Origin of the sequence: Pantoea sp. YR525, assembly GCF_900116775.1 — a bacterium.
In the GTDB taxonomy this organism is placed as follows: domain Bacteria; phylum Pseudomonadota; class Gammaproteobacteria; order Enterobacterales; family Enterobacteriaceae; genus Pantoea; species Pantoea symbiotica.
In genome coordinates, this window is record NZ_FPBU01000002.1 from 18,764 (window position 1) to 31,096 (window position 12,333).

The window sequence follows — 12,333 nt, forward strand, 5'->3', positions numbered from 1 at the left end:
TCGTTACAATGAACTCAAAGGATGTTGAAGTATTCCTGATGGTCACCCAGACGCGCAGCCTGACGCAGGCCGCGCGGCGACTAAACACCACGCCGATGACGGTATCGCGCCGACTCGCCTCGCTGGAGGAAGATCTCGGCGTGCGCCTGCTGCATCGCACCACCCGCGCCATTGCGTTAACGGATGAAGGTGAAGAGTTTTTGCCCTACGCCAAAACCCTGACGGAGACCGAACAGAGCGCGCGTAATCTGTTCTCGCCGGATAAACAAGGCGCAACCGGCCAACTGCGTATCACCGCGCCTTCTGGCTTTGGCCGCCGCACCATTATTCCGTTGCTGCCCGCGCTGATGGCGGAGAATCCCGAACTGAAGATCGATTTTCAACTCAGCGATAACGTCACCGATATTGTTGGGCTCGGCTATGATGTCGCCATTCGCATCGCCCCGCTGCGGGATTCGCGGTTAGTGGCGCAGCGACTGGCGGATAATCCGCGGGTGCTCTGTGCTTCTCCAGACTACTTAGCGCGCTTCGGCACTCCACAACTGCTGGCCGATTTGCATCAGCATAACTGCCTGCGTTTATCCGGCGTGCCGCAATGGAGTTTTATGGTCGACGACCATATTTCCAGTGTCAGCGTTGAAGGCCGTTTCAGCGGCAGCAATGTGGAAGGTGTGCGTACCTTATGTGTGGCGGGCAGCGGCATCGCCCAGCTCTCTGCGTGGGATGTGCAGCAGGAATTGGCGGCCGGTGAACTGATTGAGATTGCCTTGCGAGATGCACAACCGCAGCTGCTCGGCGTGTGGGCGCTGTTTCCCACCGCTCGCCATTTGCCAACGCGCGTCACGGTCTTTCTGAATGCCCTGAAACAGGCGATGGCGTGAGAATTCAGAAAAAGCTAACGGCGATCGTGGTTATAGTTATTCACTTATTGAGATCACGGAGGCCAACAGTGAAACCTGAAATCCATACGCTTGCTTCAACTGAGATTTACCGTAACCGCTGGTTAACCTTGAAAGAGGACAAAATCCAGCGCGCCGATGGCAGCGAAGGCATCTATTCGGTGATTGAGAAGAATGATTTTGTGGTGATTTTGCCAGTTGAGGATGACCACATTTATGTGGTTGAACAGTTCCGCTATCCGCTGGGTGAACGCACCATTGAACTGCCACAGGGAAGCTGGGAACTTGCGCCCGATGCCGCGCCTGAAGATCTTGCCGCAGGCGAGCTACTAGAAGAAACCGGGCTCATTGCCGGGCAGCTTGAACACGTGGGATATCAAAAATTAGCGCAAGGCTATTCCGCGCAGGGCTATCACATTTATCTGGCGAGTAACCTGAGCTATCAGGGACAAAATCTGGATGCAGAAGAAGTAGGATTAACCGCGAGAAAAATCAAAACTGTCGAATTTCTTGAATTAATTCTGGCAGGCAAGATCACCGACGCAACGTCTGTGACCGCGTTTCTGCTGGCCAGAGCGAAAAATCTTATCGACTAATCTCGTCTTTAGCAGCCGCTTGATAAATGCGGCTGCTAAGGTTGCGGCCTTATTTGCCGGACGGTTTTAAGGCCAGTGAGCGGTTGTTCTTTACCCGCACCACCGTTCTCACCATCGCCAACGTGGCAACAATCAGCAGTATGCCGCCGACCATCGACATGGCTTTAAAACCAAGATGTTTAAACATCATCAGGCCGACAATCCCGCCGATCAGGAAGGAGAAAATGGTGGTCAGATGCGTCCACAGTTGACGTTTCTGGCCCGAGAGTTGTTTGGAGGGATCGCGGCGGAACAGCGCGGCTAATACCGACGCCAGTGAAATTCCGGCATCGGTCAGCGTGCCGGTAATATGGGTTGAGCGCACGCGGCCATTGGATAACTGCGTTGAAGTTGAATTATGCACGCCCATCAGGAAGCCCAGAATGACAATAACTTCCCGGTTGTTGGCCGACGAATAAAAGAACATTTCAAACAGCGATAACGCGATTAAAGCCAGCCCTTCAACCCACAATATTTGGCAGAATATAATACGATTGCCGTTGGCTAATCCGCTGATCACCACCATTCTCGCCGTGACCGCACCACAAACAAAGGCAAACAGAATGGTGGCTAAAAAGGTGATATCGCGAAAATTAACGTTCGATACTTCACTGGATAATTGTGAGGTATTACCTGACATGTGTGAGGGGAAAAAGCCAAACGCCCCCAAGGCGATCGCATTGAGCACGCCGGCTGCGGTGGCGAGCCACATGGCCAGATTCCTGTCCTCATCATGCGTTCGTGTGCGTTTAAGTTTAATCAGCATCAGATACCTCATTATTCTGAACCAGGGCCGAATAATAACCATAGAGCACTACGCTACGTTCATGACCAGGAAATTGCCGAATAAGACGCTGAACGAATTAAAGAAAGTAAAAAAATCAACGAGGCGGGAATATATTTAAATTAATGTAAAGATTGGCATGCTATATAATCGTAGGGTCGCCATTTATGGTGACCCTCTTTTCACGAATTAACCGAATGATTTATTTTCATTGGCGCGACCACCACATTTACCCCTAAATCCTGCATACGACGCAAAATAGGTACCGGCGTGCCCTGATTGACAATCACTACATCGAATTCACTCAGGTGCGCAAAGCGGTGCAGCGCCCGACGTTCAAACTTGGTGTTATCCATCATCAGAATGCGCTTCTGCGCGGCGTCAAACATCGCGCGTTTGGTCTCTACCGTTTCAGCAGATTGATGGAACACCGCATCGTCGATAATCGCTGACATGCTGACGAAAAACACGTCGGCACGCAGGCTGGCAATTTCATCCCGCGTCATACGGCCCATAAACGCATTGCACCAGTGATAGAACTGTCCGCCGAGGCCCATCAAGGTGATATCGCGGCCGTTGCGTAGCTCGTTCATCAAAGTAAGTGAATTGGTGATCACCGTTAGCGGCGCGCGTGCGGAGAGCAGTCGCGCCATTTGCAGCACGGTGGTGGAATCATCAAGAAAAATCGCCTGCCCCGGTTCGAGATAGGTGGCGGCGACATCGGCAATCGCCTGCTTCTCTTCCAACTGACGTGTGGCGCGGTAGATATCGCTGGATTCAACCAGGCTGGTTGGCGTCGCAGAGACCACGCCGCGCGATTTATGCAGCAAACCGCGTTCAACCATCTCGTCAATATCGCGATGTGCGGTCATCAAACTGATGCCAAAGCGATCGGTGATATCTTCAATGCGGATCGCCCCTTCAGCCATTACCGCTTCGGCGATTAGCTGACGACGGGCCAGCTGGCGCGCCTGACGGCTATCGCTGGGTAAGGTTTCGGCCATAAATACGCCAAGGGAAGAGTCCTGCGGGTTGTGCGCCATATTTCATCCGGGAAAGTGAAGCGGAAAGCGGGTTCGGCACTCATTACAGCGTTTAAAACGGGTTTTGGCAAATGCTGAGGTCGCCATAAATGGCGACCCTACGGAAGATATCGCGTTATGTAGGGTCGCCATTTATGGCGACCTGGTTTATTTACTGCTTCAGAACAAACGGTGAAGCAAAGTTACCGGCGTTCTCTTTGGTAATCAGGATGCAGTCAAACAGTTGCTTCTCGGAGGCTGCTCCGGTTTTGCCGGTTTTCAGGAAGCTATCAGCCTGCTCTACTGCTTTTTGCGCGAACTGCGCTACCGGCTGCATCACGGTGTAAGCCAGCGTACCGGCTTTCACGGCGTCGACCGCATCCGGTGAACCGTCAAAACCGCCGACTTTGATCTGATTCAGTTTGCCAGCTTCTTTCAGCGCAGCGATCGCGCCCAGCGCCATTTCGTCATTGCCGCTGATCACACCTTTGATGTTGGGATTGGCCTGCAGCAGCGACTGCATTTTATTGAAGCCCTGGGTGCGGTCCCAGTTAGCCACTTCCTGGCCTACTTTCTTCAGCGTGGGATATTGCGTCAGCACGGTGTCAAAACCATTGGCGCGGGTGGCGGCGTTATTATCTGACGGCGGGCCAACCAGCTCGACATAGTTCGCGGTATCGCCCACCTGCTTCACCCACTCCATCGCGCCAACCGCCGCGCCCTGCGCGTTGTTAGAAACCAACTGCGCTTTGGCAAGGCCGCTTTGGTTCAGTTCGGCGTTAATAATAAATACCGGAATATTGGCGGCGATGGCTTTTTTCACCGAGCCAACCGAACCATCGGCGTTAGCCGGGTCGAGAATAATCGCTTTTGATTTATTGGTGATCGCCGTATCAATCAGCTGGCTTTCGGTATTGGTATCGCCCTTGTGCGCGCTGACTTTGGCGCTGTAACCCAGCTTTTCAGCGGCTTTCTGCGCCACCTGACCTTCCGTCAGCCAGTAAGGGTTGGAAGGATCGTTAACGATGATGGTCATTAACCCGTTATCTGCCCAGGTGGGTGCAGCAAAAGTGGTGATGGCCATAGCTGCGGCCGCGATGAAGAGACGTTTAGTGAACATAGTTGGTGCTCCGTTATTATTTGGGGTACAGGTTTTACGGATATCCGCGCGCTGCTGAAACAGCGCGCGTGAGTTAGCGAGCGCGCCGTCCGTATTGCAGGGTGTTGAGCAATACCGCAAGCACGATCACGGCACCAGTGAACACCGTCTGCCAGTAAGCAGAGACGCCGATAATCACCAGGCCATCAGAGAGAAAACCAATCACGAACGCGCCAAGCAGCGTACCGCGCACGTTGCCGCGTCCACCGGTCAGCGCCGCGCCACCAATCACCACCGCCGCAATCGCGGTCAGTTCATAGGTGGTACCGGCGGTTGGGCCCGCCGAGGTGAGCTGTGAGGAGAGCACCAGCCCGGCGAGTGCGGCGCAGACGCCAGACAACACATAGACGCTGATTTTGATGCGCTTCACCGGCACACCCGACAGGTCGGCCGCGCGTTCGTTACCACCCGAAGCGTACAGCCAGCGACCAAACGCCGAGCGGCTGAGCAGGAAACCACACGCCAGCGCCACCACGCCCAGCACCAGCACGCCAACCGGGATATTGAAGATGCGATTAAAGCCGAGCCAGTCGAAGCCGGTATTTCCCAGCGCTTCGCTGCCTGAGAGTTTGTTGTAAGTCAGGCCATTAGTGATTAGCAGCGCAATGCCGCGCGCCACATACATGGTGCCGAGCGTGGCAACGAATGCCGGAACGCGGAACCAGGCGATCAGTACGCCGTTGACTAATCCCACCAGCGCGCCAACCACCAGCGTCAAAATCGCCACCGCCCACACCGGCAGATAGAGCACCACGCCGAGCGCTTCCAGATTGATGCCCTGCATCATAAATCCGGCCATTACACCGGCGAGACCGAGCGTAGAGCCCACCGATAAATCAATGCCGCCGTTGAGGATCACCAACAGCATGCCGATCGCCGGCAGACCGAAAATCGCCACGTGCGATGCCATGGTGAGGAAGTTGGCGCCGGTAAAGTAGTTGGGCGATAACATTGAGAAGGTAGCGATAATCACCAGCAGCGCGATGAACGCGCGCCCTTCCAGCAGCAGCCGCGCCACATTCAGCTGCTTGTCGCTTTTTTTCTTGTTTACCACCGGCGGCGTGTCCAGCGTTTGGGTTCTGTCTGTCATACCTTTTGCTCCACTTTTCATGTCATGCCACCAGAGACTCGCCTGAAGCGGCCATAATGCGTTCTTTACTGACGCTTGCGTCGAAGATGGCGGAGATGCGCCCTTTGCTCATCACCACAATGCGATGGGCAATACTCAGACATTCGCCCACTTCCGAGGTGGTATACACCACCGCCAGCCCCTTTTTGGCGTTCTCCGCCAGCAGGCGAAACACTTCCGCTTTTGCGCCGATATCGATGCCACGGCTCGGCTCATCCAGCAGAATCACTTTGGGACGGGTGGCGAGCATTTTGCCGATCACCACTTTTTGCTGATTGCCACCGGAGAGCGATCCAATCGCCGCATCGCCACCGGCGGTCTTCACCGTCACGTTGCGAATGCTGTCGTTGACCAGCTGTTTTTCCCGGCTTCTGGAGAGCACCAGCCCGCGCACAAAGTCGCCGATGCTGGCGAGCGACAGGTTTTCACCCACCGACATGGTTTGTACCAGGCCATCGCGCTGCCGATCTTCGGGTACCAGCGCCAGCCCAATTTGAATGCGTTGTGAAATGGTCAGTCCGGAGATATCGGTATCCTGCAGCAGAATATGGCCGCTGCTTTGCTGCAGACGTCCGGCGATGCACTCCAGCAGTTCGGTGCGCCCCGCGCCCATCAGCCCGTAAATGCAGACGATCTCGCCGGCTTGCACCGCCAGCGATAAGTTGTCCACCAGCCGAATGCCGGTTTTGCTTTTCAATGTCAGATCTTTCACCGTCAGCGCCGGCAGCCCGAAGTCGTAACCCTGCGGCGGCGATCCCAGATCAAAGTGATCGCCGACCATGTTGCGCACGATCCATTCGAGATCGATCTCATCGCGTTTGGCATAGGCGGTCATCACGCCATCGCGCAGCACCACCGCGCGATCGGTAATCTCCAGCGCCTCTTCGAGATGATGCGAGATATAGACAATCGCCACGCCCTGGCTGGTTAAATCACGGATCACCTGGAACAGCACCGCCACTTCTGCTGCGCTCAGGGCTGAGGTCGGTTCATCCATGATCAGAATCTGCGAATTGACCGACAGCGCGCGCGCAATCTCCACGATCTGCTGTTGGCCCAGACGCAGGTTTTCCACTGGCGTTAGCGGATCAATCTCCTCCTCCAGCGCCGCCATCAGGTGCGCCGTCACGCGCGCCTCTTCGGCATAATCGACGCCGCCCGGCTTTATGATTTCGCGGCCCATAAAGATGTTGTCGCGCACGTTCATATTTGGCGCGAGATTCAACTCCTGATGGATAATCGAGATGCCGCAGTCACGCGCTTCGGTGGCGGATCGAAAGGTCTTCTCCTCGCCGTTTAATAAGATTTCCCCGGTTGTTGGCGTAATCACGCCAGACAAAATTTTCATCAGCGTCGATTTACCCGCGCCGTTTTCACCGAACAGCGTGGTCACTTCGCCACGACGAATTTCGAAATTGACGCCCTTCAGCGCGTGCGTGGAGCCGTACACTTTACTCACGTTGCGCGCCTGCAGAATCACTTCGCCTTTCAGCAAGGCGGGATTAAGGTTGAACGGTTTCATTTCACCTCCATGCTGACCGGCGTCACCATCCAGTTCTTCGCGTTGAGCAAACGGAACACGCCAACCACCTGCACGGTTTTACCCGGTAACGCATCACGATCCAGCTTGTCGAGCACCGCGCTTTTCATCGCGCGATTGATCGCCGAACCGGCATTTTGATACTCGATTTGGTTAGTGAAATCGCCGAACTGAATCTTACCGTTGGCGTCACGCAGATCGGTGCCAGTAATCGCCGGACCGGTTTGCAGCCGCACCTGCATATCTGCCGGCAAGCCGTCGATTTTCATCGGGAAGATGCCCATCTGCCCCGCTCGCACCACGCCGGAGAATTTAACGGCGAAGACCGGCAGCGGCGCGCCAACGCCATACTTCTGCACCGCTTCCTGCTGATTCGCTTGCAGCGCATCGGCTAACGTTTTGGCCTCTACCGCGCGTGATTCAACATCCTGCTGAATGGTTGGGAAGGTTTTCTGGCCGTAACTGTCCGGCGAGAATCCCTGCTCCTGCGCATCATCGGCGGAGCCAATTTTTACCACCTTGGTGTCGAGCGCCATCGCCGCGATCACCGCGATCACCACCACACCGAGAGTGGCGTAGCGCCGGACGCGCTTACGGGAGATTTGCTGGGCCTGAATTGAGACATCGGACATAACGTGACCTCTCACTGACATCAGCTGCGATAATCGCGCCGATAATGTTATAAATGTGATAACTTGTGTGATGAGAATTGTGCTGATGTGACTAAATTGTCAACAGGTGGCGCGCAATTTTTTCAGGAGAGCGATCTGGATCGCTTATTTGATGTCGGCCTCGTCACAAAGCGCATTAAACCCCGCCATGCGAGCCTTTTCGGCGTGATATCTCATTTCTTCTTGTGAGGTTTTACCACCTAATCCGTGATCTGCTTCGCTATCCGAAGTGAAATTTATTGGTTTTATCGAAAAATAATACAGGTGATATGTTATCTCAGTGAGAAGTGGTGTAAGACATTATTTAGCAAATTCATCACAGCCCATTAACACCTTTCCGGTGATCACGGCGATGAACAGAACTCTTCTTCTTTCGGAGGTGTACGTGGATAGTGGCGATATCATTCTGGGTCTGGATTCCGGCACCTCGGTGGTTAAAGCGGTGGCGTTTGATCTGGAAGGCACGCAACTGGCATGCGCATCGGTGCGTAACAGTTATTACCGCAGCGAAGGCGGCGCGGCGCAGCAGTCAATGAGCCAAACCTGGCAGGATGCGGTCACCGCAATTCGTAAACTGGGCGAGCGCGTCGACAATCTCGCTGCGCGAGTTGTCGCGGTGGCTGTCACTGCTCAAGGCGACGGCAGCTGGCTGGTGGGTGCCAATAACCAGCCGATCGGCGATGCGTGGATCTGGTTAGATGCGCGCGCGGCACCGACGGTTGAAAAACTCAATCAACATCCGTTAGCCGCCGCACGCTTTAGCGCGACCGGCACCGGACTCAACACCTGTCAGCAGGGATCGCAGCTGGCGCACATGGATCACTTCTACCCCGAGCTGTTAGCCAACAGCGAAGTGGCGCTGCACTGTAAAGATTGGCTCTACCTCAATCTCACCGGCATTCGCGCCACCGACCCTTCAGAAGCCAGCTTTACCTTTGGCAACTTCCGCCACCAGCGTTACGACGATCAGGTGATTGCCGCGCTGGGGCTGGAACAGCGTCGTCATCTGCTGCCGGAAATTATCGAAGGCACGGAAACCACGCATCCATTAACCGCTGAAGCCGCGCAGGCCACCGGTTTACGGGCCGGCACGCCAATCTGTCTCGGCTATGTCGATATGGCGATGACCGCGCTTGGCGCTGGCGTGCATACCGGGGAAGCCAATACCGCATGCTCGATTGTCGGATCGACCGGCGTGCATCTGCGCAGCGTCACCATCGATGAGGTGTGGCTGAATCCGGCGCAAACCGGCTACGTGATTCCGCTGCCGTGGCCGGGCTATGTCACCCAGGTGCAAACCAACATGGCATCGACGCTCAATCTCGACTGGCTACTGAATCTGGCCAGCGATCTGCTCAACAGCTTTGGTTGCGAAATCGATCATGGCCGATTGGTGGGACATATCGATCGCTGGCTCAACGCGGCCAAGCCCGGCAGCCTGCTCTATCACCCTTATATCTCGATTGCCGGTGAGCGTGGACCGTTCGTCAATGCCGAAGCGCGCGCCAGCTTTACCGGCCTGAGTTACACCCACAATTTTGGCGATCTGGTGCGGGCGGTGATCGAAGGCATCGGTTTTGCCGCGCGCGATTGCTATCAGGCGATGGGCAGTTTGCCGGGCGAAATCCGTTTAACCGGCGGCGCGGTGCGTTCGCAGCCGTTACGCCAGATTTTATCTGCCTGCATTGGTGCGCCGGTGCGCATCAGCCAGCGCGACGAAGCCGGTGCGGCCGGTGCCGCGATGATGGCGGCGGTAGCGATTGGCGCGTATCCGTCGATGGAGAGCTGCGTCAAAACCTGGGTGATGCCGCTGCTGGATGCGCCCGAAGCGCCAGCCAGCGAACTGATGCAGCGCTACAACCAGCTGTTCCCCACCTATCAGCAGATGCGTAACGATCTTCCTGCCGCCTGGCACGCGCTAAAACAGTTTTAAGGAGTAAATCATGAGTGAACACATGCTGGATCTGTTTGTGATTGGCGGCGGTATCAACGGTGCGGGTATCGCGCGTGACGCCGCCGGTCGCGGCTTGTCGGTGATGATGTGTGAGAAAGATGACCTTGCGCAGGGCACCTCATCGCGCTCCGGCAAGCTGGTGCACGGCGGGTTACGTTATCTGGAGTATTACGAGTTTCGTCTGGTGCGTGAGGCTCTGATCGAGCGCGAAGTGCTGCTCAACGCCGCGCCGCATATCATCTGGCCGATGCGCTTTGTGTTGCCGCACAGCCCAACCGATCGCCCGGCGTGGCTGGTGCGTTTGGGCCTGTTTCTTTATGACCATCTTGGCGGCCGTCAAAAGCTGCCGGGCACGCGTTCGCTGGATTTATCGCGCGATCCTGAAGGTGCGCCACTGCTGGATAACTACAGCAAAGGATTCGAGTACTCCGATTGCTGGGTGGATGATGCGCGGCTGGTGACGCTGAATGCGCTGGATGCCGCCGAGCGTGGCGCCACCATTCTGCCGCGCACCCGCTGCGTGGCGGCAACACGTCATAACGGTAAGTGGGAAATCACCCTGCAGGATGCCAGCGGCACCTCGCGCACCGTGTTTGCCAAAGTGCTGGTTAACGCTGCCGGGCCGTGGGTGCTGGATATCGTTAATCAGGTGACGCACACCAAAAGCAGTCGCAACGTGCGGCTGGTCAAAGGCTCGCACATCATCGTGCCGAAATTCTGGGAAGGTCAGCAGGCGTATCTGGTGCAGAACACCGACAAGCGGGTGATTTTTATCAATCCGTATGAAGGCGATAAAGCGCTGATCGGCACCACCGATATTCCGTGGCAAGGTAAAGCGGAAGCGGTCACTGCCGACGACAGCGAACAGCAATATCTGATCGACGTGGTAAATCGCTACTTCAAGGTGAAACTGCGCGCCAGCGATGTGATCACGCGCTTCTCCGGCGTGCGTCCGCTGTTTGATGATGGCAAGGGCAATCCATCGGCGGTGACGCGTGATTACGTGTTTGACCTCGACGATCAGCAAAACGCCCCGCTGCTGCATGTGTTTGGCGGCAAGATCACCACCTTCCGCAAGCTGGCTGAACACGCCATTCAGAAGCTGGCACCGTTCTTCCCCAACATGGGCGCGGACTGGACGCGTGGTGCCACCTTACCGGGCGGCGATATGCCACACGCCGATTTCGACAGTTTCTTAGAGCAGGTAAAAGCACGCTGGCCGTGGCTACCGCAGCCGCTGCGTAAACACTATGCGCGGCTGTATGGCACGCGTATCGATAAGTTGATCGGTCATGCCAATGCGCTGGGCGATCTTGGCCGTCATTTTGGTGGGCAACTGTATGAAGCCGAAGTGCGTTATCTGGTGGAAAACGAGTGGGCGCAGCAGGCTGAAGATGTGTTGTGGCGTCGCACCAAGCATAAATTGCACCTCGATGACGCGCAGCAACAGGCTTTTACCCAGTGGTTCAACGCCACCTTTGTTGCTCCCGCGCCGCTGCGTGCGCATGCCGGATAAGAGGTGAAACATGCCGTTAACGCTGTCACTGAATACCAATCCGCTGGTGAATCGCTTTGCCGATCCGCAGGATTTGATTAACACCGTGGCGCAGCAGATCCGCATCCGTGATGTGCAGCTCACCCATGAATTCATCAATCCCGGCTGGCCCGCTGCGACCATCACGCGCATGACGCGTTTGATGCAGCAGGCGCTGCGCGCCACCGGCGTGCGCGTCACCTCCGGCATGACCGGGCCGTATGGTCGACTCAACCACTTTGGCCATCCTGATGTTGAAGTGCGCCGCTATTACGTCGACTGGTTCAAAACCTTCGCTGATATCACTGCCGAACTGGGCGGCGACTCGGTGGGATCGCAGTTCGCCATCTTTACTCAACAGGATTTCAACGATGTTGCGCGCCGCGAAGCACTGATCGATATCGCCATTGATTGCTGGGCCGACGTTGCCGAACACGCCAAAGCCGCCGGACTGAAATACCTGTTTTGGGAGCCGATGAGCGTCGGCCGCGAGTTTGGTGAAACCATTCCTGCCTGTTTAGCACTGCAGCAGCGTTTGAGCGAAGCCTCGATGGCGCTGCCGATGTGGATGATGGCGGATATCGATCACGGTGATGTTACCTCCGCCGATCCGCGCGATTACGATCCCTATGCGTGGGCGGAAGCGGTGCCGCGTTATTCTCCGATTATCCATATTAAACAGAGCATGCTGGATAAAGGCGGACACAGACCTTTTACATTGCAGTACAATGCCAGCGGCTGCATTCAGCCCCAGCCGCTGCTGGATGCGCTGGCGCGCGGCGGCGCGCAGGATAATGAGATCTGCCTTGAACTGAGCTTCAAAGAGCGCGAGCCAACCGACAGCAATGTGGTGGCCGAGATCGCCGAAAGCGTCGCCTTCTGGGCCGGACATATTGATACCGGCGTGCAGGATCTGCATTTGGCGGAGTGAGGTGCGCATTTCCCCTCACCCTAACCCTCTCCCGCAAGCGGGCGAGGGAACTGTCCGCGCAGGCTGCTCGATCGG

11 protein-coding genes are annotated in these 12,333 nt (G+C 56.1%); 5 read left to right on the forward strand and 6 right to left on the reverse strand.

The window, feature by feature from the left end:
- Window positions 1-8: 8 nt before the first annotated feature.
- Window positions 9-881: a LysR family transcriptional regulator gene (locus BM323_RS03600; RefSeq protein ID WP_008104132.1), complete on the forward strand. Its 873-nt coding sequence runs from the start codon at window positions 9-11 to the stop codon at window positions 879-881.
- 68 nt (window positions 882-949) lie between these two features.
- Complete coding sequence (locus BM323_RS03605; RefSeq protein ID WP_008104134.1) at window positions 950-1,495, forward strand: NUDIX hydrolase; 546 nt, start codon at window positions 950-952, stop codon at window positions 1,493-1,495.
- Window positions 1,496-1,544: 49 nt separating this feature from the next.
- On the opposite strand, the gene BM323_RS03610 is transcribed toward BM323_RS03605, so the two are convergent.
- The 6 genes from BM323_RS03610 to BM323_RS03635 form a co-directional block, all read right to left on the reverse strand.
- Window positions 1,545-2,300, reverse strand: coding sequence for a YoaK family protein (locus BM323_RS03610; protein WP_008104136.1), 756 nt, complete (start codon window positions 2,298-2,300; stop codon window positions 1,545-1,547).
- A 200-nt stretch (window positions 2,301-2,500) separates the two neighbouring features.
- Window positions 2,501-3,361: a DeoR/GlpR family DNA-binding transcription regulator gene (locus BM323_RS03615; protein WP_008104138.1), complete on the reverse strand. Its 861-nt coding sequence runs from the start codon at window positions 3,359-3,361 to the stop codon at window positions 2,501-2,503.
- A gap of 151 nt (window positions 3,362-3,512) precedes the next feature.
- Window positions 3,513-4,460, reverse strand: a complete 948-nt coding sequence (locus BM323_RS03620; RefSeq protein ID WP_007888383.1) for a D-ribose ABC transporter substrate-binding protein — start codon at window positions 4,458-4,460, stop codon at window positions 3,513-3,515.
- Window positions 4,461-4,533: 73 nt separating this feature from the next.
- Window positions 4,534-5,589: an ABC transporter permease gene (locus BM323_RS03625; RefSeq protein WP_008104141.1), complete on the reverse strand. Its 1,056-nt coding sequence runs from the start codon at window positions 5,587-5,589 to the stop codon at window positions 4,534-4,536.
- Between the two features lie 22 nt (window positions 5,590-5,611).
- A complete protein-coding gene (locus BM323_RS03630) occupies window positions 5,612-7,150 on the reverse strand; it encodes a sugar ABC transporter ATP-binding protein (RefSeq protein ID WP_008104142.1) in 1,539 nt (512 codons plus the stop codon).
- Window positions 7,147-7,800 carry a DUF2291 domain-containing protein gene (locus BM323_RS03635; protein WP_008104144.1) on the reverse strand — a complete coding sequence of 218 codons (654 nt, stop codon included), beginning with the start codon at window positions 7,798-7,800 and terminating at the stop codon, window positions 7,147-7,149. Before BM323_RS03635 ends, BM323_RS03630 begins: the two co-directional genes overlap by 4 nt.
- Before the next feature lie 424 nt (window positions 7,801-8,224).
- On the opposite strand from BM323_RS03635, the gene BM323_RS03640 reads away from it, so the two are divergent.
- Genes BM323_RS03640 through BM323_RS03650 form a run of 3 tightly spaced genes read left to right on the forward strand, consistent with a single transcriptional unit; the run spans window position 8,225 to window position 12,258 of the window.
- Complete coding sequence (locus BM323_RS03640) at window positions 8,225-9,772, forward strand: FGGY-family carbohydrate kinase (protein ID WP_008104146.1); 1,548 nt, start codon at window positions 8,225-8,227, stop codon at window positions 9,770-9,772.
- 10 nt (window positions 9,773-9,782) lie between these two features.
- Entirely contained in the window at window positions 9,783-11,309 is a 1,527-nt protein-coding gene (locus tag BM323_RS03645) for a glycerol-3-phosphate dehydrogenase (RefSeq protein WP_008104149.1), read from the forward strand.
- 10 nt (window positions 11,310-11,319) lie between these two features.
- A complete protein-coding gene (locus BM323_RS03650) occupies window positions 11,320-12,258 on the forward strand; it encodes a sugar phosphate isomerase/epimerase family protein (protein WP_008104151.1) in 939 nt (312 codons plus the stop codon).
- The last annotated feature ends 75 nt before the right edge of the window (window positions 12,259-12,333 follow it).